We start from the raw sequence: 19129 nt of genomic DNA on the forward strand, positions 1-19129 counted from the left end.
TATGCACGATGTCCGGATGGATGCCGTGCCCATGACCAGCCCCTTTCTTGTGGCCCCCAACGCACTGGACACTGCCGAATGAACTCCCCCGCCGCTCCATCGACACCCCTCAACGCGCTGGCCCGCATCCGCCCCGACGTGCGCGCCATGCACGCGTATGGTGTGCAGCCCTCCACCGGCATGCTCAAGATGGACGCGATGGAAAACCCGTTTCGCCTGCCCGCGCATCTGCAGGCGGCGCTCGGCCAGCGGCTGGGCGCGCTGGCGCTCAACCGCTATCCGGGCGACCGCGTGCTGGACCTGAAGGCTGCGCTGGCAAAGTACGCCGACATGCCCGAGGGCTATGGCATCGTTCTGGGCAACGGCTCGGACGAACTCATCACCTTGCTGGCCCTGGCCTGCGCGCAACCTGGCACGGGCCAGCGCGCCACCATGCTCGCGCCCATGCCCGGCTTTGTGATGTATCCGCTGTCTGCACAACTGCAGGGCCTGGACTTCGTGGGCGTGCCGCTCACGCCCGACTTCGAGCTGGATGAGCCCGCCATGCTGGCCGCCATCGCCAGGCATCAGCCTGCCATTACCTACATTGCTTACCCTAACAACCCCACGGCCACGCTGTGGGACGAGGGTGCGGTGCAGCGCATCATCGATGCCGCTGGTGCGCAGGGCGGCATCGTGGTGATGGACGAGGCCTACCAGCCCTTTGCCAGCCGCACATTCATCGACCGCATGCGTGCCGAGCCTGCACGCAATGCCCATGTGCTGCTCATGCGCACACTCAGCAAGTTTGGCCTGGCCGGTGTGCGCCTGGGTTACCTCATCGGCCCCGCCGCGCTGGTGGCCGAGATCGACAAGGTGCGCCCGCCCTACAACGTGAGCGTGCTCAATGGCGAGGCGGCGCTGTTTGCGCTCGAGCATGCCGACGTGTTTGCCGCGCAGGCCGCCGAACTGGTGGCCCAGCGCACGGTGCTGGTGAACGCGCTGCGCCAGATGCCCGGCATTGAAAAATGCTGGGACAGCGAGGCCAACATGGTGCTGGTGCGCGTGGCCGATTCCGCACGGGCGTATGAGGGCATGAAGGCACGCAAGGTGCTGGTCAAGAACGTTTCTACAATGCACCCATTGCTGGCCAACTGCCTGCGCCTCACGGTGGGCACGGCCGAAGACAACGCACAGATGCTGGCTGCACTCCAGGCTTCCTTATGACTTCCTCCGCACTCGTCACCTCTACCGCCCCTGATTCCCTGGCCGACCGCGTCGCCGAGGTCAGCCGCAACACCGCTGAAACCCGCATCAGCGTGCGCGTCAACCTCGACGGCACCGGCCAGGCCAAGCTGCACACGGGCATCGGTTTTTTTGACCACATGCTCGACCAGATCGCCCGCCATGGGCTGATCGACCTCGACATCGACTGCGCTGGCGACCTGCACATCGACGGCCACCACACGGTGGAAGACGTGGGCATCACCCTGGGCCAGGCGTTTGCGCGGGCGGTGGGCGACAAGAAGGGCATCCGCCGCTATGGCCACGCCTATGTGCCGCTGGACGAAGCGCTTTCGCGCGTGGTGGTGGATTTTTCGGGTCGCCCGGGGCTGCACATCGATGTGAAGTTCACGGCGGGCAGCATCGGCCAGCTTGATACGCAGCTGGTGTACGAGTTCTTCCAGGGCTTTGTGAACCACGCGGGCGTCACGCTGCACATCGACAACCTCAAGGGCATCAACGCACACCACCAGTGCGAAACGATCTTCAAGGCGTTCGGGCGCACGCTGCGCGCGGCGCTGGAGCGCGATCCCCGCTCGGCGGGTGTCATCCCCTCCACCAAGGGTTCTTTGTGAGTTTTTTAGGTCAAATCGGGCTCTAGCCCTTAATGGATAAGCGCTAGCAGCTATGAATATAGAAGCAAAAACCGTTGCGGTGGTCGATTACGGCATGGGCAACCTGCGCTCGGTGTCGCAGGCCGTGCAGGCCGCCGCCCACGACACGGGCTGGACCGTGGTGGTCACTTCTCGTCCGGAAGACGTGCGCGCTGCGCAGCGCATTGTGCTGCCGGGCCAGGGCGCCATGCCCGACTGCATGCGCGAATTGCGCGAGTCGGGCCTGCAGGAGTCGGTGCTCGAAGCTGCCGCCACCAAACCGTTGTTTGGCGTATGCGTAGGCATGCAGATGCTGCTGGACCACAGCGCCGAGGGCCCTGCCGAGGGTGTGCCGGGCTTGGGCCTCATCCCGGGCGATGTGCTCAAGTTCGACCTGGCGGGCAAAACCCAGCCCGACGGCAGCCGTTTCAAGGTGCCCCAGATGGGCTGGAACCAGGTGCGCCAGGTGCCGCACGCCCACCATGCAGGTGGTGCCGTGCACCCGGTTTGGGCGGGCGTGCCCGACAACAGCTACTTTTATTTCGTGCACAGTTTTTATGCCGTGCCGCGAGATGCGGCCCACTGTGCAGGGCAAGCTGACTACGGCGGCTGGTTCGCCGCCGCCATTGCGCGCGATAATATTTTTGCCACGCAGTTTCACCCCGAAAAAAGCGCGGAGCACGGATTGGCCCTGTACCGCAATTTTCTGCACTGGAATCCCTGATATTTTTCACCCCGTTCGGGCCGAGTTGTGACTCGCCCTTTTTCTCCCGAACCTCACCACCATGCTGCTCATCCCCGCCATCGATCTCAAGGACGGCCACTGCGTTCGCCTCAAGCAAGGCGACATGGACCAATCCACCACCTTTGGCGAAGACCCCGCCGCCATGGCCCGCAAATGGGTGGGGCAGGGCGCGCGTCGCCTGCATCTGGTGGACCTGAACGGCGCCTTTGCAGGCGTGCCCAAGAACTACGCTGCCATCAAATCCATCCTCAAAGAGGTGGGCGACGAGATCCCGGTGCAGCTGGGCGGCGGCATCCGTGACCTGGACACCATCGAGAAATACATCGACGGCGGCCTGCGCTACGTGATCATTGGCACGGCAGCGGTCAAGAACCCCGGCTTCCTCAAAGATGCCTGCAGCGCCTTTGGCGGCCACATCATCGTGGGCCTGGACGCCAAGGACGGCAAGGTGGCCACCGACGGCTGGAGCAAGCTCACCGGCCACGAGGTGGTGGACCTGGCCAAGAAGTTCGAGGACTGGGGCGTCGAATCCATCATCTACACCGACATCGGCCGCGACGGCATGCTCTCGGGCATCAACATCGACGCCACGGTGAAACTGGCGCAGGGGCTTTCCATTCCGGTCATCGCCTCGGGTGGCCTGTCGAACATGGCTGACATCGAGCAGCTGTGCGCCGTGGAGCACGAAGGCGTCGAAGGCGTGATCTGCGGCCGGGCCATCTACAGCGGCGACCTCGACTTCGCCGCTGCCCAGGCGCGTGCCGACGTGCTGGGCCATGCGGCCTGACCCTGCGGTTGCCAAAAACTCCCTGGAGACATTGCAGGGCCAGCCCTGCATCCGCCTGAGCACCGCCCAGGGTGACAGCGCGCTGGTGGCCTTGCATGGCGCCCAGGTGCTGTCCTGGGTGGCAGGCGGACGTGAGCGCCTGTACCTGAGTCCAAAGGCCGTGTTCGATGGCCGATCGGCCATCCGTGGCGGCATTCCGCTGTGTTTTCCCCAGTTCAACCAGCGCGGGCCGCTGCCCAAACATGGCTTTGCGCGCAATCTGGGCTGGCGGCCCGCCCCTGCAAGCAAGGAGGGCGACGGACAGTCAGCCGTGTGCCTGGAGCTGACCGACAGCGAGACCACACGCGCGTGGTGGCCTGCGCGCTTTGCCGCGCAGCTGACGGTGGTGCTGGGCGCGGGCAGCCTGCGCGTGCAGCTGGTGGTGCACAACACCGGCAATACGGACGACGGGGCCTGGGATTTCACCACCGCGTTGCATACCTACCTGAGCGTGGAGGATGTCGGGCGCGCCCGGCTCGGCGGGCTCGATGGCTGCGCGCGCTGGGATGCGCTGGCCGATGCGCGCGGCGTTCAGCAAGGCCCTGTCATGTTTTTGGGCGAATACGACCGCGTGTTCAGTGCGCCTGCAGGGGCCATCCACCTGCACGATGGTGCCCTCGGCCTGCAGATAACCCAGAGCGCCAGTCTCTCGAACACGGTGGTGTGGAACCCCGGGGGCGCCTTGTGCGCCCGACTGGCAGACCTCCCGCCCGACGGCTACCGCTCCATGTTGTGCGTGGAAGCGGCCCTGATCGATCGCCCCATCACCCTGACACCGGGGCAGCAGTGGCAGGGCTGGCAGGAACTCCGGGTGCTGCCGGCGCCGTGATGCCACCGCCGCATGGCGGCGGGGTGGTGTTGGGCGATGCGTGCGACCGGGCCATCGCTGCGGCTGCAGGTGCGCCTACGCCTCATAGCGGCCAGGACCAGACCCAGTCGAAGCGCACATCCAGCGGCAGCTGGTGGATCCGGTAGGCCGGTGGCAAGGGTTCGACGGGACGCAGGCGGGCCACGATGGAGGGCATGCGCGGCGTCAGCGGCGAGGTGCGCTCGGCAGGTGTGCGCTCGGCTTCTGCGACCACATCCACGACCTCGGCGCGGATGCGCCCGCCGTCCATGAAGCGCAGCGTGGCCAGGCGCCCCACCTGTGCATAGCGTGCCTGGTCGGGCGGCAGATAGGTGTGGACCATTGCGCGCGCTGGCCCCTGCAGCACCGCCACATCGGCACCCCTTTCCACCCATTCACCCAGGTGCGCGAACTGGCGCACCACCTGGGCATCGAAGGGGGCCTTGACGTCCGCATCGTCGGTTGCCGCTGCCATGCCCGGCAGTTGCCCGTCTGTGCCTGGCGGCACCGCAGGTGGTCTTGACTGCGCACGTGCGAGCAAGTGTCTGTTTTCGCTGGCGTCGGCTTGTGCGCGATTGGCGTCGGTCCGGGCCTGCAGTTCCTGAAAACGTGCGTTGTCCAGCTCCTGGCGCGTTGCCGCGCCCTCCGCCCGCAGCGCTTGCATGGTGCGCAGGCGTTCTTGCTGCAATGCCAGCTGGCTGTGCGCCAGGCGCAGGGCCTCGTCGAGGGTGGTCTGGCGGCTCGCAAACGCCTCGAGGGTGGTTTGCGAAGGGTCGCTTGCGGGCCTTGGTATGGCTGCGGACGACGGTGTCCGCGTGGCGCCCGTTGTGGTGTCCAGGGCAATCACTGGCTGCCCGGCGCGCACCAGTGCACCGATGTCGGCGATCTGCGTCACTCGCCCCGCCTCGCGCGCACGCACGACCACCTGCTCCGTGATGACCACGGCAGGGGCGGTTTCCCACCAGTACGCCACCATGAAACGGGTCAGCAGGTAGCCTGGCGGCGTCAGCACCATGGCCAGCAGCAAATACCAGCGCCAGCGTGGCACCTTGCGCTTGGAGGCGGCGTAGCGAACGGAGAGACCGTTGGTTTCCTGGGCGGAGCCCGGCGGTTTATCAAACTGGATTTTCACGGGCGTGCCTTTTTGAATTCGTCCCACGACTGCACCACGATGCCGCTGAATCCGGGCAGCGTCTTCAGCGCTTGCGACAACTGGTGCCAGCGGCGCAGGGCCTGGGTCTGGCCCAGAAGATAGTTGCTTTCATCCGGCGGCAAGCTGCGCTCGATGCTCTGCGCCACCGCCAGCCGCAGGCCTGGCGGGCCTTGCAGCAGGGGTCGGGCAATCTCGGCTGCGCGAACCGGGTTGCTGACATACACCATGGCAACCAGTTCCGTGACACCTGTGTCCTGGATGCGGCGGGCGAAGTCGGGGGCCTGCAATTCACGGTAATGGGTGGTCAGGGCCAGAGGCCAGTCGATGGCTGCACGTACGGCACGCAGCGTGTCCACCACGGCCTCGTCCCAGGACGGCTGTTGTGCGGGCGGTAACTGGCTGCGCTCCAGATCAAGGTGCAGTCCGTCAAAGGCCAGGTTGCGCAGCGGTGCGAGCAGATCGAGCAAGGCTTGGCGGCGCCCCGGGAGAACCCAGGTGGCCTCGCCGAGCAGCAGTTCCACGCGCAAGCCCTGCGCATGAGCTTGCGCAATCAGTTGCACCAGCCGCTTTTGCCCGGCGGGTCGCGTCAGTGCCTGGAGCTGGGGCGCAGTGAATGAAATCAGGATGCGTTCGCTGCCCTTGGGCAAGGTTGTCATGCGGGCGGGGTGGTCCAGCAGGGCCTGGCCATTCCATACATACCAGCCAAGAGTTCTGGAGGCCGGGGTGGCCTGTGCGGCAGTGTCAATCGCGCGGGGCAGGGCGGTCAGCGCGAGCGAGGCGTCATCCTGGACGGCAGGGCTGGCGGGGCCGCAGTCAGTTGCCACCAGTCCCACAAGCTCCAGTTGTGCCAGGTCGCGACGTTCTGCTCCATCGACGACCTGCACGGCTGCCAGGTACAGCTCGTGTCGCGCGTTCAGCAGCGTGGCATAGCCATCGCCGTCAAATGCCTCCAAGCGCAGTGAGGCAATGCGCGAGGCCTCCTGGGCCGCCTGCAGCCTGTTTTGCAGAGCGGCCATTTCGTTTTGGCGCTGGCGCCATTGGATCTGCGCCTGTTCGACCAGGGCGTGGTATTCGCTGCGGCGCACATGCAGCAGACTTTCCAGCCGGGTGCGCTCGCTCTGGATCTGGCCCAAAGTGGCATCGCGTTGGGCGCGCCATTGCAGGGGCATGGAGAAGTCCACCCCTACCGAGGTGTTGCGACCGTTCGGTCCGCCGATGTCGCGGGTAACGCCTTGTGCCACCGACACGCTCGCCTCCAGCCCCGTGCGCTGCAGGGTTGCGGCGATCTGGTCCCATGTGTTGAGTTCCAGCTGGGTCAGTGCAAGGGGCGGGTGCTGGTCGGCCCCTGCCCGCAGCGTGTCCGTGTTGAGACAAGATTCAGGCCAGATCATGGGCCGGGTCTGGATGGTGGGCTGGGGCAGATTGGTCAGGCGTGCCAGTTCACCGAGGTTCAGCGTTTGCTGCGCGCGCTGGTTGTCACTGCTCGCCTGCACCATGTCGAACAGACCCAGCAATTTGAGTTTTTCTGCCTCCAGCAACACGCCGGACGCCCGGCGGGATTCCAGTTGGGCCCCTGCCTGGGTGCGCATACCCAGAAAGGCCTGCGCAATACCAACGCGCTGTGCGTTGCGCAAGTGCCGCGCATAGGCCCGTCGCACGGCCTGCACGGCTTCCTGTCGCGCCAGGCGAAGTCGCACCTGTCCTTGCGCCACGGCGAGTTCGGCCTCGCGCAGGCTGCGCAACTGCGCATCGCGGCTCCCCAGCAGAGGCCAGCGCACACCAAGCTGGGCGTTGAAGCGCTGGTAGTCGCGGCTGAGGGTGTCGGTCACGGCTTCGCGCGCGGTGCTGAAACCGGTGCCACCAAAAACCCGTGCTCCTTGGCTGGCGCGGGCCGTGCTGTTGCGGTGCGCTGCCACGTCTTGTTCAGCTTGGGCCAGCTGGACCGACGGGGCTGCCACAAGCGCCAGGTTTTCCAGTTCGGCCAGGGAGGTGCCGACATTGGGCAGGTCAGGGGTAGCGGACGCCATGGCGCCCGCGCACACGAGTGCAAGGCAGAGCGGCAGGGCCAAATCCCTGAACGCGTTTCTCACGGATTGTTTCGCCATCTCAGAACTTGGTTTTGCGCAGCACCCACCAGGGAGCCATGGAGGAATCAAGGTGCGATCGCGTGAAGATTTCCTGGAGGACGGAGAAGGAGCAATGCACACGATTGACAAATGCGAACAGAGGAAAGAGCGGCAAAAAGGCCAGATAAACCGCGTCATCCCCGGGGCGTTCCGATACCGCCACGAGATACAGCAGGAAATAGAAAACCAGCGATGCCAGATAGGCCAGATAGATGAACGCAAGCACGCCGAGCACCGCGCCGACGGGCAGTGTGAACAGCATCATGCCCGTGTATCCCACGATCATGAACGGCATGACAAGCTGCATCAGCAGCCCGTTGACGACCACGAAAAGAAAGTTGCGCCACCCCAGCAACCGCGGCCGCAGGTTGAAGCGGAACTTGCGGATGAAAATATAAAACATATCGCCGTCCCAGCGCAGTCGCTGGCGGAAGAAAACGCGCCAGGTGTCGGGTGCATCGGTGTGCCCCACCGCGTGCGGATCGAACACGATGCGCAAGCCGGGGTGCCGACCAAAGTACTGCTTGATGCGCGTGGTCATGTCCAGGTCTTCGGCCGTGCCGGCATCCCAGCCGCCCAGGTTGCGTATGAACGCCGTGCGAAACACGCCGAAGGCACCGGAGATGTTGTTGACCAGATTGAACTCGGACAGGCCCGTTTTCCCGGCCGCTATGGAGACCAGGTATTCCAGCGCCTGCAGGCGTGTCACCAGGGATCGCTTGGCATTGCGCACGCGCAGATTGCCCGCGACACCGACGACTCCTGGGTCATCGAAGTGGCGCGTGGCGTTGCGCACCATGTCGTTGTCGAAAGAGGTGTCACCGTCCAGGGCCATTACGATTTCGCCGGTGGCGATGGAAAGCCCCGCGTTCAGCGACGACACGCGGCCCCCCCGCTGCCATTTGGGCAGGACCAGCAGTTGGCGCCGGGGCGTGTTGTGCAGCAGCGCGCGCGCATCGCGCGCGGCCTCCAGCGTGGGACGATTCTGTATGGCGCCGTCGATGACGGCGATGATTTCGATGTGTCCCGGATACAGCTGCTGTGCCAGCGACTCGATGGTCTTGCGCACATCTTCGCCTTCCGAGTAGCAGGTAACCAAGCAGGAGACCCTGGGGTAGCGTTCTCGTTGCCGGTCAGGCCGAACTTCCCGCAGACCGTAGCGCGCCATGCCCGCAGTAACCAGAATGAAAAATGGCGCCTCCAGAAGAACCACAAACGGGAAAAACTTCAGTGCCAGTTCCACGAAGGTCTGCGAGCCTGAGCTGGCAAACAGCGTCTGGAATGAGAAAACCACCTGCTCCCACATGCGCTCAGACTCCGTCTTGCAGGCGACTCATCCACTGTGCAGCGCCCTCTCCGGCACGCAGATCATCGGGCACCTGCAGGTGCCGGATGCGTGCCTGCAGGGGTGAAGCCTCGCCCCCTGAAGATTGCGCAGCCAGCGCTTTTTCGAGCCGCGCCGCCAATCCCTCCGGCGAAGAGAAAGGAAGCAGCAACCACAGCCGCTCTTCCTGGGTGCGCGTGGTGATGTCCGACGTTCTCAGCAACTCATGCAGGCGGCGCGCAAACTCGTCCAGCATGAGGAAAACGCGTGCTGCGCCTTGTTGCTCGATCACTTCGGTCGCGTTCTGGAATTCCACCAGGATCAGTGCAAAGCGCATTTCTGGATGGCGCGCATGCGTGGCCAGTGTCCAGTCGAGCAGGCGGCGAAAGAAAGGGGGATCCACATAGTTGGCAGTGTCCAGCGCCGCAAAAGACTCCTGAATTTGCCCTGCACGCAGGGCTGCGCGCCCTTGGGGGGCGAGCCGTAGCGTGGCAATTTCACGCACATCCAGCTTGTCGGGCTCTGCTTTGGTGTTGCAGTCAAGGCAGCGCGCGATGACACTGGTTTCCATGAAAACGTGGTGGCAACTGCCGCACGCGTATTGTGTGAGGGGGCGGTCATAGTCCACGCCGATATGCCGCAGTGACGCGCTGCATTTCGGGCACACCAGGGCACCGTTGTCGTGGAAATCCGTTTCAGGGCCCACCTGCCCACAGGAAAAACAATGCAGCGAAGCGGCTTTGCTGATGTGGATGCTGGAGCAATGCGGGCACACATCCAGATAGTGCAGGTGTGCACCGCCGCAGGAGCGGCAGTGCCGGGTGCGGTCAACCAGCAGTGCAGGTTCGAGTAGCCGGCGGCGCGTGAGCGTGGCCAGGCAATCCGCAGCGTCTTCCCCCTCTCTGGCCAACGCCTCCACCATCGGGTAGCGGTAGAGTTGGTGGCTGCTTCGGTCGCACACCGGCTGCAATTCGGCGTTGTCACGCAGGTACAGGAAGAACAGTACGCGCTCATCGAAATACAGGCTGGCGGTATCCCGTCTGAGGCTGCGGCGGACCGCCAGGGAGCGTTCGCTGAAACTGAGCGCCTGGCTGTATGTGGCAGCGTCGTCAGCCAGCGGGGGCAGCGTGTCGTTGCCCGTTGCTACCAGGACTGGGCGATCCCACCAGGCACTGGCGCGCACCTTCTCGGCCAGATCGGCCTGTTCGTGTGGTGTCCACCCATCCAGGAAGAATCCCAGGGGAGTCACCCTGGCCGCCATGAAAGCATCCCAGGACGGCATTGCCACGGCGCCGGTCTCGTCCGCGGCAGGGAGTCCCGATGGACGCAGGACCACCATATATTCGTGTTCCTGGGGGGGGGCGGATGTCAGGGGCGTGGCTGCCATGGCGTCGAAGTGCTGGTGTCTGCAATCATGTGGGCTCGTCTGTTACGGTGCCCGTGGGCGGCGGCGCTGTGTTACACACTCACACACTGCCCCTGAGGGTTTCGATGAAGCGGTGGGCGATTGCCCCGAGTTTATCGAACTGGGGTGCTGGCTTTTTATCGTTCTAGTGGGAGTGGCGGTTCGTATGATTCTTGTAACTGGCGGAGCTGGCTTCATCGGCTCGCACACCTGCATCGCGCTGGCGCAGGCCGGCGTTCCTTACCTGATTCTCGACAACTTTTGTAACAGCCGTCGCTCGGTGCTGGAGCGGCTGGGGCGCATCACGGGCGCGCAGCCCCAGTGCATCGAGGGCGATGTGCGTGATGAAGTTTTGCTTGCGCGCGTGTTCGCGCAACACCCCATTGACGGCGTGATCCACTTTGCCGCGCTCAAGGCGGTGGGGGAGTCGGTGCGCGAGCCCTTGCGGTATTACGACAACAATGTCTCCGGCACGGTGACACTGCTGCGTGCCATGCAGGCGGCGGGCGTGCGAACGCTGGTATTTTCTTCGTCGGCCACGGTGTATGGCGAGCCCGCGTCGGTGCCGATCCGCGAGGATTTCCCGTTGTCCGCCACCAATCCCTACGGCTGGAGCAAGCTCATGATGGAGCAGGTGCTGGCGGATGTGGATACGGCTGAGCCGGGGCAGTGGCGCATTGCGCGGTTGCGCTATTTCAACCCCGTGGGCGCACATGAGAGCGGGCTCATTGGCGAGGACCCGCAGGGCGAGCCGGGCAATCTGATGCCGTATGTGGCGCAGGTGGCCGCGGGGCAGCGTGCCGCCTTGAGCGTTTATGGCAACGACTACCCCACTCCCGACGGCACCGGCGTGCGCGACTACATCCATGTGTGCGACCTCGCCGATGGCCATGTGGCCGCCCTGCGCTACCTGCGAGAGCACACCGGGCTGCTCACCGTGAACCTGGGCACCGGGCAGCCGGTGTCGGTGCTGGAGATGGTGCGCGGCTTCGAGCAGGCCAGCGGACAGGCCGTGCCCTACCGGGTGGTGGCGCGGCGGCCGGGCGACGTCGCGCAGTGCTGGGCAGACCCGGCGCTGGCCGAGCGGCTGCTGGGCTGGCGCGCCCGCCACGGCGTGGACCGCATGTGCGCGGATGTCTGGCGTTGGCAAAACGGCGTGGCGCGCACGCTGGCGTGACGCGGCGCGGCAGTGGCGGTGCGCTGCGTGGTATCTTGTCGCCCCCAACCCGCCTTGCTGACAGAGTTTTCTTTCCATGCTTGCCAAACGCATCATTCCCTGCCTTGACGTGACCGGTGGTCGTGTCGTCAAGGGCGTCAATTTTGTCGAACTGCGCGATGCAGGCGACCCGGTCGAGATCGCCGCGCGCTACAACGCCCAGGGCGCTGACGAGCTCACATTTCTGGACATCACCGCCACCAGCGACGGGCGCGACCTGATCCTGCACATCATCGAGGCGGTGGCCAGCCAGGTGTTCATTCCGCTCACCGTGGGCGGTGGTGTGCGCACGGTCGAAGACGTGCGCCGGCTGCTCAACGCGGGGGCCGACAAGACCAGCTTCAATTCGGCGGCCATTGCCAACCCTGACGTGATCAGCGCGGCGTCCGCCAAATACGGCGCGCAGTGCATCGTGGTGGCCATCGATGCCAAACGCCGCTCTGAAGAGGATGCGCGGCGCGAGGGGGCCGATGGCCGGGCTGTGGGCCCGGGCTGGGATGTGTACAGCCATGGTGGGCGTAAGAACACCGGTCTCGATGCCGTGGCCTGGGCGACCGAGATGGCGCGGCGCGGCGCGGGCGAAATCCTGCTGACCAGCATGGACCGCGACGGCACCAAGGCGGGATTTGACCTGGCCCTCACGCGCGCCGTGAGCGATGCCGTGGCCGTGCCCGTCATCGCCTCGGGCGGCGTGGGCAATCTCGACCATCTGGCCGACGGCATCCAGATCGGCGGCGCCGACGCCGTGCTGGCCGCCAGCATCTTCCATTACGGCGAATTTACCGTGGGGCAGGCCAAGCAGCACATGGCCGAGCGCGGGATTCCGGTGCGGTTGTAGCCGTCATTTGCTCATTATTTCATAGCTGTTGGCGCTTTATGCGTAAGCGCTAGAGCGGTAAAAGGCTTCAAATGTCCAGGGCGGGGCCCTGCGCCGCCACCCAAATCACCGAGAATCCCCCCATGAACTGGCTTAACGAAGTGAAATGGGATGCGCAGGGCCTCGTGCCCGTGATTGCGCAAGAGCAGGGCACGGGCGACGTGCTGATGTTTGCGTGGATGAACCGCGAGGCGCTGCAAAAAACGGCAGACCTGGGGCGCGCCGTGTATTTCAGCCGGTCACGCAAAAAGCTGTGGTTCAAGGGCGAGGAGTCGGGCCATGTGCAGACGGTGCACGAAATTCGCCTCGATTGCGACAACGACGTGGTGCTCCTCAAGGTCACGCAGTTGGGCCACGAGCCTGGCATTGCCTGCCACACGGGCCGGCACAGCTGCTTTTTCAGCGTGCTCAAGGACGGCGCCTGGCAGGCGATCGACCCGGTCTTGAAAGACCCCGAATCCATCTACAAATAAGACCATGAGTTCCAACGATTCCCAGGCGCCATCCTCGCAGGACGCATTGGCGCGCCTTGCCGCCATCATTGAAAGCCGCAAGCCCGCGCACGGAGGCGACCCCGACAAGAGCTATGTGGCGCGCCTGCTGCACAAGGGGCCCGACGCGTTCTTGAAGAAGATCGGCGAAGAGGCCACCGAGGTGGTCATGGCCGCCAAGGATGTGGACCACGGCGCCGACAAGGCCAAAATTGTGTACGAGGTGGCCGACCTGTGGTTTCACATAATGATCGCGCTGGCCCACTATGGCCTCACGCCCGCCCAGGTGCTGGCCGAACTCGAGCGCCGTGAAGGCACCAGCGGCATTGAGGAAAAAGCCTTGCGCAAGGCCGTTGCGCGTGCTGCCCAGGAAGAATCCCCATGAACGACATCATCGATGTGCAGACCAACGACGAAAAGGCCGAGGGCCTCAAAGCCTGGGGCTGGGTCAGCTATGTGCTGCACCTCATTGTGGCGGTGGGCGCGGTCATTCCGGGCGCTCAGCCAGGCGCTGCGCTGCTCATCATCGCGCTGATCATCGACCTGGTGAAGCAAGGCGAAGGCGCGGGCACCTGGCAGGCTAGCCACTTTTCGTGGCGCATCCGCACCGTGATCTGGGCAGGCGTGCTGTACATCATTACGGCGCCGCTGTGGCTGCTGTTCTTCTTCCCCGGCTGGGTGGCCTGGGGGCTGATCTCGATCTGGTTCCTTTACCGCATCGTGCGCGGCATGGTCACCATGAACAAGAGCCAGGCCATCGATGCCTGAGGGTGACACGCTGGCCCCCATCAACCTGGCGCTGCAGGGCGGCGGATCGCATGGCGCGCTGACCTGGGGCGTGCTGGATGCGCTGCTGGAAGACGGGCGCTTGCTGATTGACGGCATCAGCGGCACCAGTGCCGGGGCCATGAACGCTGTGGTGGTGGCGCATGGTTTTGCGCAGGCAGCGCAGCAGCACAAAGATCCGAAAGAAGCCCACGCGGCAGGCTGCGAGCTGGCCCGCGCCGGGCTGACGCGGCTGTGGGAAGGCGTGGGTACGCTGGGCAGCCTGATGTGGGGCACGCCGCTGGCGGCGGCCAACCCGCTGCTGGGCATGATGAACCGTTGGTTCTCGCCCTACCAGACCAACCCCCTCGACATCAATCCGCTGCGTCGGCTGCTGGAGCGCGAGGTGGATTTCGACCTGCTGTGCGCCGCCAAAGGCGCCTCGGGCCCCAAGGTCTTTGTGTGCGCCACCAATGTGCGCACAGGGCGCGGCGAAATATTCTCGGGCGCACGGCTCAGTGCCGATGCGGTAATGGCGTCGGCCTGCCTGCCGCTGCTGTTCAAGGCCGTGGAGATCGATGGGGAGCGGTATTGGGATGGCGGCTATTCCGGCAATCCTGCGCTGCATCCGCTGCTCTACCAGACCGAAACCTCCGACATCCTGCTGGTGCAGATCAACCCCACCGAGCACCATGCGCTACCCGACACGGCGCCCGAAATCATCGAGCGCATGAATGAGGTCACCTTCAATGCCAGCCTGCTGGCCGAATTGCGCGCCATCGAGTTTGTTCGGCGCCTGCTGGCCGAGGGCAAGCTGGACGCGCGCCGCTACAAGAACGTGCGCATGCACCGCATTGACGGCGGCGCGGCGCTGGCCCCCTTTGGTGCGGACAGCAAGTCGCGCGCGGACATGTCCTTTGTGCGCAAGCTGTTCGAGCTGGGGCGCACAGAGGGCCAGAACTGGCTGAAAGCACACCACCAGGACGTGGGCGTGCGCCCCTCGCTCAACATCGCCGACAATGTGTAACTGCTGGTGTGCTGCCGCGCACTGAGCCAGCTTTCTTTTTCAACCATGCACGATCCGAACTGCCTTTTCTGCAAAATCATCGCAGGCCAGATTCCCTCGAAAAAAGTCTATGAAGACGGGGAAATTTTCGCCTTCCATGACATCCACCCTTGGGCGCCCGTACACTTTTTGATGGTGCCCAAGCTGCATATTCCCTCCATGGCGCAAGTCGCACCTGAGCACGCAGGCCTGCTGGGCCGCATGATGGCGCTGGCGCCGCGCTTGGCGCTGGAGCAGGGCTGCAAGCCCTATCCCGAGGGCGGTTTCCGCATTGTGGTGAACACGGGGCTTGAAGGTGGGCAGGAAATCCACCATCTGCACCTGCATGTGATGGGTGGTCCCCGTCCGTGGCTCAAAGGCTGAACGCTTTTGAGTCAGGGGGTTGTGCAGGGGCTTTGAACTCCTGTCACAGCCCACGTCTAAAATGATTCCAATTCGTTAGGAGATATTCCATGGGCTCTTTTTCTATCTGGCACTGGCTGATCGTGCTGTTGATCGTCGTGATGGTGTTTGGCACCAAGAAACTCAAGAACATGGGCTCAGACCTTGGAGGGGCCGTAAAGGGCTTCAAGGACGGCATGAAGGATGGCTCCTCGCCCGACACCAACGCCACGACGCCTCCCACCGGCCAGGTTGCCAACCAGGCCGCCGCTGACAAGACCACCATTGATGTTGAAGCCAAGCAAAAGAGCTGAGCTCGGGCGCTGGCGTTTCCATGATTGATATTGGCCTGTCCAAGATGGCGCTGATCGGCGTGGTGGCACTCATTGTCATCGGGCCCGAGAAGCTGCCCCGCGTCGCCCGCACGGTGGGCGCCTTGCTGGGCAAGGCGCAGCGTTATGTGGCGGACGTGAAGTCCGAAGTCAACCGGTCCATGGAGCTCGACGAGCTCAAGAAGATGAAGGACACGGTTGAAAACGCGGCCCGGGACGTGGAGCAATCCATCCAGACCAGCGCCAGCGAATTCGAAAAGGACCTGGCGCAGGCCACCGGCACTGCCTCTGGCGAGTTGCAGGATTCGTATGCCGTGGTGCCGGCCTACAGGCATCCGGGCAAGAACTGGCGCCTGAAAAAGGGCGCCATGCCCCAGTGGTACAAGGCGCGCAGCGGCGTGCGTACCAAGGCCCTGTCGGGCGCGGCGCGCGTTGCGCGCTACCGGCCACAGAAATTCCATTGATGCTGCGCCTTGCGGCGCAGCGGGGGCGTTGCTGACGCCCGCGAAACTCCAACATGTCCGAAACCACCCCCAAAGACGACGAACTGGCCGGCACAGAGCAGCCGTTTGTGCAGCACCTCATGGAGCTGCGCGACCGCCTGGTCAAGGCCATGATCGCCATCGGTGTGGCGGCTGCGCTGCTATTTTTCTTTCCCGGCCCGGGCGAGCTCTACGACTTTCTGGCGGCACCGCTGGTGGCGCATCTGCCCAAAGGGGCCACCCTGATCGCGACGTCGGTTATATCGCCGTTCATGGTGCCGCTGAAAATATTGCTCATGTCGGCGTTTTTGCTGGCCCTGCCGTTTGTGCTGTGGCAACTGTGGGCTTTTATTGCACCCGGTCTTTATTCGCACGAGAAAAAGCTGGTGTTGCCTCTGGTGGTGTCGAGCACCGTGCTCTTCTTCTTCGGGGTGGCTTTTTGCTACTTTTTCGTGTTTGGGCAGGTGTTCAGCTTCATTCAGGGCTTTGCGCCCAAAAGCATCACGGCGGCACCAGACATCGAGGCTTACCTCAGCTTCGTGCTGACCATGTTCATGGCATTTGGTCTGTCGTTTGAGGTGCCGATTGCGGTGGTCGTGCTGGCCCGCATGAACATTGTGAGTGTGGAAAAGCTCAAGAATTTTCGGGGTTATTTCATCGTGATCGCCTTTGTCATCGCGGCGGTGGTCACACCCCCGGATGTGGTGTCCCAGCTGGCTTTGGCCATTCCGATGTGCCTGCTGTACGAAGTGGGTATCTGGGCAGCACAGATTTTCATCAAGCACACCAAGGCACCCGAGGACACGGAAGAAGCGGCGTCTTCGTCGTCCTGATGGCCATCACCGGCGTATTTCTGGCACGGGTCTGAAACACAAACACCTGGTTGGCAACAAATCTCTGATGCCATGCATCACCGCCCGTTCGGGCGGATGCCGTTGAAACCAATGCCTACTCTGCGAGCGGCCCCTTGGGTTCAGGGCAGCTGGGGCTGTCAGAGGCGGGTATTTCACAAAAAATGCTTCCAGCGCTTGCCCATCAAGCGCTAACAGCTATTGGTTTAGGAGCGTTTGCGTGCGCGCAGCCGCAGCAGCGCACGCATGATTTTCCGAAAACCCGTGCCGACCGGGCGCTCCCTTGTCAACGCCTCACGGCACGCTGCGGCTTGGGACGAACGCCTGGGGTGAGCTGGATGTCCACCATGGCGTCGCCGCGTTGCAGGGCAAAGGGTGTGGCGGTGCCCGGTTTGAGGGCCGCCACGGCCGTAAGCAGTTCGGAGACGTTGGTAATGGCTTTGCCATCGACGCGCACGATCACGTCACCGGGCCGCATCCCCGCCTGGGCGGCCGGGCCATCCTGCAGCACGCCGGTGATGATCACGCCCGCAGTGGCTTTCACGCCAAAGGTTTCGGCCAACTCGGGCGAGAGTTCGCTGGGCTCCACGCCAATCCAGCCGCGCGTCACCTGGCCGTCTTTCACGATACCGTCGAGCACCAGCCGGGCGGTGGAGACAGGGATGGCAAAGCCAATGCCCATGTTGCCGCCCGAGCGCGAGTAGATGGCTGTGTTGATGCCCAGCAGGTTGCCATGGACATCCACCAGTGCGCCTCCCGAGTTGCCGGGGTTGATGGCTGCGTCGGTCTGGATGAAATTCTCGAAGGTGTTGATACCCAGCTGGCTGCGCCCCAGTGCGCTGACGATGCCGCTGGTTACGGTCTGGCCCACGCCAAACGGGTTGCCAATGGCCAGCACCTGATCGCCCACCGCAAGCTGGTCAGAGTTGCCCAGCACGATCACGGGCAGTTTGTCGAGTTCGACCTTGAGGATCGCAAGGTCGGTGTCCGGGTCGGTGCCGATCACGGTGGCGCGGGCACGTCGGCTGTCGGTGAGCGTGACCTCAATTTCGTCGGCGCCTTCGACCACATGGTTGTTGGTGAGGATGTAGCCATCGGGGCTGATGATCACGCCGCTGCCCAGCCCGGCCTGGGCCTGGCTGCCCTGGTCGCCAAAGAAGAACTGGAACCACGGATCGTTGCTGCGCGGGTGCCGCACTTCCTTGCTGGTGTTGATGCTGACCACGGCAGGCGCCGCCTTGCGGGCAGCGCTGCTGAGGCTGCCCGGTGCCGGTTGGGTCAGCGTGGTGGCGGGGGCCTCGATCAGCGCAATGCCCGCGCCCGAGCGCATGGCGCCGCGCTGGAGCCAGTCGGGCTGCAGTGTGGCAACAACGAAATAGGCCGCAACGAACACGGTGACGGTCTGGGAAAATAGCAGCCAGAAGCGTTTCATGGAATTGGAAGGTTGGCTAAGAAAGGGCAGTACGCCGCGCTTTGCATGGCGGGGCGGCACGCTGGTGCGATTGTCCTCCAAGCCTGTCAGAGATGGGGGCGTGGCCGCGCGCGACAATAGGCGCATGAGTGTTTCCCGCCAACAACTGCAGCAGGCTTTTGATGCACTGCTACAACCCGAACGTTTCAAGGACTACGGCCCCAACGGTCTGCAGGTCGAGGGCAAGCCCGATATTGCCTGCCTGGTGAGTGGCGTGACGGCCAGCAGGGCGCTGATCGAAGCGGCTATCGCTCGCCGGGCCGACGCCATTTTTGTGCACCACGGCCTTTTCTGGCGTGGCCAGGACGGCCGCATCACTGGCTGGATGCGCGAGCGTCTGCGGCTGTTGCTGGCGTATGACATCAACCTGTTTGCCTACCATTTGCCGCTGGATGCGCACCTCGAAGTGGGTAACAACGCGCAGCTGGGCCGGGTGCTGGGCTGGGCCGCCGACCAGCGCTTTGGCGAGCAGGACCTGGGCTTTGCCGGGCCGGCCGCGTTTGATGGTGCGCAGGCCCTGGCCGACCATGTTGCACAGGCGCTTGGCCGCGCGGTGACGCTGGTGCAGCCAGCGGCGCGGCGCATCCAGCGCGTGGCCTGGTGCACGGGCGGGGCGCAGGGCTATTTTGAATCTGCCATTGCAGCCGGGGCCGACGCCTTCATTACCGGCGAAATCTCCGAGCCCCAGGCGCACCTGGCGCGGGAAATGGGCGTGGCTTTTATCGCTGCCGGCCACCATGCCACCGAGCGCTATGGCGCGCCTGCAGCCGCGGGGCTGGTGGCGCAGCAACTGGGGATAGAGCACCATTTCGTCGAGATCGACAATCCGGCCTGAACGGCGCCCGCCGGTGTGTGGTGCACCGTATAAAGTGCTATTTAATTAGTAGCTATTTGCGCTTTATATATAAGCATTTC

General features: G+C 64.1%; 21 protein-coding genes. 16 read left to right on the top strand and 5 right to left on the bottom strand.

Annotated features, from left to right (window positions below; all coding sequences use genetic code 11):
• Window positions 1–78: 78 nt before the first annotated feature.
• The 5 genes from hisC to K226_RS0107160 all read left to right on the top strand — a co-directional run bounded on the left by hisC (window position 79) and on the right by K226_RS0107160 (window position 4256).
• A complete protein-coding gene (gene hisC, locus K226_RS0107140) occupies window positions 79–1206 on the top strand; it encodes a histidinol-phosphate transaminase (RefSeq protein WP_035240915.1) in 1128 nt (375 codons plus the stop codon).
• The gene (hisB, locus tag K226_RS0107145) at window positions 1203–1838 is read left to right on the top strand and encodes an imidazoleglycerol-phosphate dehydratase HisB (RefSeq protein ID WP_024814149.1); all 636 of its coding nucleotides are present in this window, start codon (window positions 1203–1205) and stop codon (window positions 1836–1838) included. The genes hisC and hisB overlap by 4 nt, the downstream gene beginning before the upstream one ends.
• Window positions 1839–1890: 52 nt before the next feature.
• Window positions 1891–2580 carry an imidazole glycerol phosphate synthase subunit HisH gene (hisH, locus tag K226_RS0107150; RefSeq protein ID WP_024814150.1) on the top strand — a complete coding sequence of 230 codons (690 nt, stop codon included), beginning with the start codon at window positions 1891–1893 and terminating at the stop codon, window positions 2578–2580.
• A gap of 61 nt (window positions 2581–2641) precedes the next feature.
• Window positions 2642–3388: a 1-(5-phosphoribosyl)-5-[(5-phosphoribosylamino)methylideneamino]imidazole-4-carboxamide isomerase gene (gene hisA, locus K226_RS0107155; protein ID WP_024814151.1), complete on the top strand. Its 747-nt coding sequence runs from the start codon at window positions 2642–2644 to the stop codon at window positions 3386–3388.
• Complete coding sequence (locus K226_RS0107160) at window positions 3378–4256, top strand: D-hexose-6-phosphate mutarotase (protein ID WP_024814152.1); 879 nt, start codon at window positions 3378–3380, stop codon at window positions 4254–4256. The genes hisA and K226_RS0107160 overlap by 11 nt, the downstream gene beginning before the upstream one ends.
• A gap of 82 nt (window positions 4257–4338) precedes the next feature.
• Here the strand turns inward: K226_RS0107160 and K226_RS0107165 are convergent, their stop codons facing one another.
• The 4 genes from K226_RS0107165 to K226_RS0107180 all read right to left on the bottom strand — a co-directional run bounded on the left by K226_RS0107165 (window position 4339) and on the right by K226_RS0107180 (window position 10159).
• Complete coding sequence (locus tag K226_RS0107165; RefSeq protein ID WP_024814153.1) at window positions 4339–5406, bottom strand: HlyD family secretion protein; 1068 nt, start codon at window positions 5404–5406, stop codon at window positions 4339–4341.
• The gene (locus K226_RS0107170) at window positions 5403–7454 is read right to left on the bottom strand and encodes a TolC family protein (RefSeq protein ID WP_024814154.1); all 2052 of its coding nucleotides are present in this window, start codon (window positions 7452–7454) and stop codon (window positions 5403–5405) included. The genes K226_RS0107165 and K226_RS0107170 overlap by 4 nt, the downstream gene beginning before the upstream one ends.
• A 79-nt stretch (window positions 7455–7533) precedes the next feature.
• Window positions 7534–8796 carry a glycosyltransferase gene (locus K226_RS0107175; RefSeq protein ID WP_238324206.1) on the bottom strand — a complete coding sequence of 421 codons (1263 nt, stop codon included), beginning with the start codon at window positions 8794–8796 and terminating at the stop codon, window positions 7534–7536.
• 67 nt (window positions 8797–8863) lie between these two features.
• Window positions 8864–10159, bottom strand: coding sequence for a diguanylate cyclase domain-containing protein (locus K226_RS0107180; RefSeq protein ID WP_238324246.1), 1296 nt, complete (start codon window positions 10157–10159; stop codon window positions 8864–8866).
• 289 nt (window positions 10160–10448) lie between these two features.
• Here K226_RS0107180 and galE point away from each other — a divergent pair, with 289 nt between their 5' ends.
• The 10 genes from galE to tatC all read left to right on the top strand — a co-directional run bounded on the left by galE (window position 10449) and on the right by tatC (window position 16725).
• Window positions 10449–11459, top strand: coding sequence for a UDP-glucose 4-epimerase GalE (gene galE / locus K226_RS0107185; protein WP_024814157.1), 1011 nt, complete (start codon window positions 10449–10451; stop codon window positions 11457–11459).
• Window positions 11460–11535: 76 nt separating this feature from the next.
• The gene (gene hisF, locus K226_RS0107190; protein WP_024814158.1) at window positions 11536–12336 is read left to right on the top strand and encodes an imidazole glycerol phosphate synthase subunit HisF; all 801 of its coding nucleotides are present in this window, start codon (window positions 11536–11538) and stop codon (window positions 12334–12336) included.
• A gap of 122 nt (window positions 12337–12458) precedes the next feature.
• Window positions 12459–12848, top strand: coding sequence for a phosphoribosyl-AMP cyclohydrolase (gene hisI, locus K226_RS0107195; protein ID WP_024814159.1), 390 nt, complete (start codon window positions 12459–12461; stop codon window positions 12846–12848).
• Window positions 12849–12852: 4 nt separating this feature from the next.
• On the top strand, window positions 12853–13251 hold the full coding sequence (locus tag K226_RS0107200) for a phosphoribosyl-ATP diphosphatase (protein ID WP_024814160.1): 399 nt from the start codon (window positions 12853–12855) through the stop codon (window positions 13249–13251).
• Window positions 13248–13634: a membrane protein gene (locus K226_RS0107205; protein WP_024814161.1), complete on the top strand. Its 387-nt coding sequence runs from the start codon at window positions 13248–13250 to the stop codon at window positions 13632–13634. Before K226_RS0107200 ends, K226_RS0107205 begins: the two co-directional genes overlap by 4 nt.
• Window positions 13627–14658: a patatin-like phospholipase family protein gene (locus K226_RS0107210; protein WP_024814162.1), complete on the top strand. Its 1032-nt coding sequence runs from the start codon at window positions 13627–13629 to the stop codon at window positions 14656–14658. Before K226_RS0107205 ends, K226_RS0107210 begins: the two co-directional genes overlap by 8 nt.
• A gap of 45 nt (window positions 14659–14703) precedes the next feature.
• Complete coding sequence (locus K226_RS0107215; protein ID WP_024814163.1) at window positions 14704–15060, top strand: histidine triad nucleotide-binding protein; 357 nt, start codon at window positions 14704–14706, stop codon at window positions 15058–15060.
• Window positions 15061–15149: 89 nt separating this feature from the next.
• Window positions 15150–15392 (top strand): Sec-independent protein translocase subunit TatA, encoded by a 243-nt coding sequence (gene tatA / locus K226_RS0107220; RefSeq protein ID WP_024814164.1) that lies wholly within the window; start codon window positions 15150–15152, stop codon window positions 15390–15392.
• A 20-nt stretch (window positions 15393–15412) separates the two neighbouring features.
• Complete coding sequence (tatB, locus tag K226_RS0107225) at window positions 15413–15874, top strand: Sec-independent protein translocase protein TatB (protein WP_024814165.1); 462 nt, start codon at window positions 15413–15415, stop codon at window positions 15872–15874.
• 53 nt (window positions 15875–15927) lie between these two features.
• Window positions 15928–16725 (top strand): twin-arginine translocase subunit TatC, encoded by a 798-nt coding sequence (gene tatC / locus K226_RS0107230; RefSeq protein ID WP_024814166.1) that lies wholly within the window; start codon window positions 15928–15930, stop codon window positions 16723–16725.
• Between the two features lie 304 nt (window positions 16726–17029).
• On the opposite strand, the gene K226_RS0107235 is transcribed toward tatC, so the two are convergent.
• Window positions 17030–18175 carry a trypsin-like peptidase domain-containing protein gene (locus K226_RS0107235; protein ID WP_024814167.1) on the bottom strand — a complete coding sequence of 382 codons (1146 nt, stop codon included), beginning with the start codon at window positions 18173–18175 and terminating at the stop codon, window positions 17030–17032.
• Between the two features lie 124 nt (window positions 18176–18299).
• On the opposite strand from K226_RS0107235, the gene K226_RS0107240 reads away from it, so the two are divergent.
• Window positions 18300–19049: a Nif3-like dinuclear metal center hexameric protein gene (locus K226_RS0107240; protein ID WP_024814168.1), complete on the top strand. Its 750-nt coding sequence runs from the start codon at window positions 18300–18302 to the stop codon at window positions 19047–19049.
• The last annotated feature ends 80 nt before the right edge of the window (window positions 19050–19129 follow it).

Origin of the sequence: Acidovorax sp. JHL-3, from assembly GCF_000526295.1 — a bacterium.
Lineage (GTDB): Bacteria > Pseudomonadota > Gammaproteobacteria > Burkholderiales > Burkholderiaceae_C > Acidovorax > Acidovorax defluvii.